1 protein-coding gene is annotated in these 992 nt (G+C 68.4%); it reads right to left on the reverse strand.

Annotated elements, in window-relative coordinates:
- The coding region (locus tag ACO1BR_RS44135; RefSeq protein WP_426800755.1) for a citrate synthase 2 at nucleotides 1-822 on the reverse strand (822 nt) is incomplete at its 3' end.
- Nucleotides 823-992: the final 170 nt, after the last annotated feature.

A 992-nucleotide genomic window follows, 5' to 3' on the forward strand; every position in this document is an offset into this window, starting at 1 on the left:
AGCGGCGGCTTCGTAGCGCGGCGCGTCGAGTTCCGCGGCGGTCCGACGCAGCAGCCGGGCGCGCGGATCCTCGGCCCGGTACACCGGGTGGCCGAAGCCCATCAGGCGCTTGCCGCTGTCCAGCAGGCTCTTGACGTAGCGGCGTGCGTCGCCGGCCGACTCGACCTCGTCCAGCATGTGCAGCACCCGGGAGGGGGCGCCGCCGTGCAACGGGCCGGACATGGCCCCGATGGCGGCGGAGAGGCACGCCGGGACGTCGGCACCGGTACTGGCCACCACACGGCTGGTGAAGGTGGAGGCGTTCATACCGTGCTCGGCGGCGGACATCCAGTACGTGTCGACGGCCTTGACGTGCCGGGGGTCAGGCTCGCCACGCCAGCGGATCATGAACCGCTCGACGATGTTCTCCGACCGGTCGATCTCGCGCTGCGGCACCGCGGCTCGTCCGAGACCGCGGGCGGCCTGGGCGACGAAGGAGAGGATCATCACCGAGGTCCGGGCCAGGTCCTCGCGGGCCTGGGCGTCGTCGATGTCGATGAGCTGCTGCGTGCCCCAGTAGGGGGTCATGGTGGCGATGGCGGCTTGGACGTCGGCGCGAAGATTGCCAGAGTGGACCGGGATCGGGAACGGTTCGGCGGACGGCAGTCCACGGTCGAAGTCGCCGTCCACCAGCAGGCCCCAGATGTCCCCGTAGGAGACCTTTCCGACGAGGTCCTCGACGTCGACACCGCGGTAGCGGAGGATTCCGCCGTCGCGGTCGGGCTCGGCGATCTGGGTGTCGAAGGCCACGACGCCCGCGAGTCCCGGGTTGACATCTGCCATGGTGTTGCTCCTCGGATGAGCTGTTTCAACGAATGTGGTGTCGACTGCCGCCTGCCGTTACGGTCTGAGGCGAGCTTGCGCAGTCAGCTAGTGTCCTGAGTCGGGTTTTCGTCGTTGGTTGTATGTGACTCAACGAGGACCGAAGATCCCGCCGGTGACGGTAACTGACG

Source organism: Streptomyces sp. YGL11-2, assembly GCF_050054615.1.
Lineage (GTDB): Bacteria > Actinomycetota > Actinomycetes > Streptomycetales > Streptomycetaceae > Streptomyces.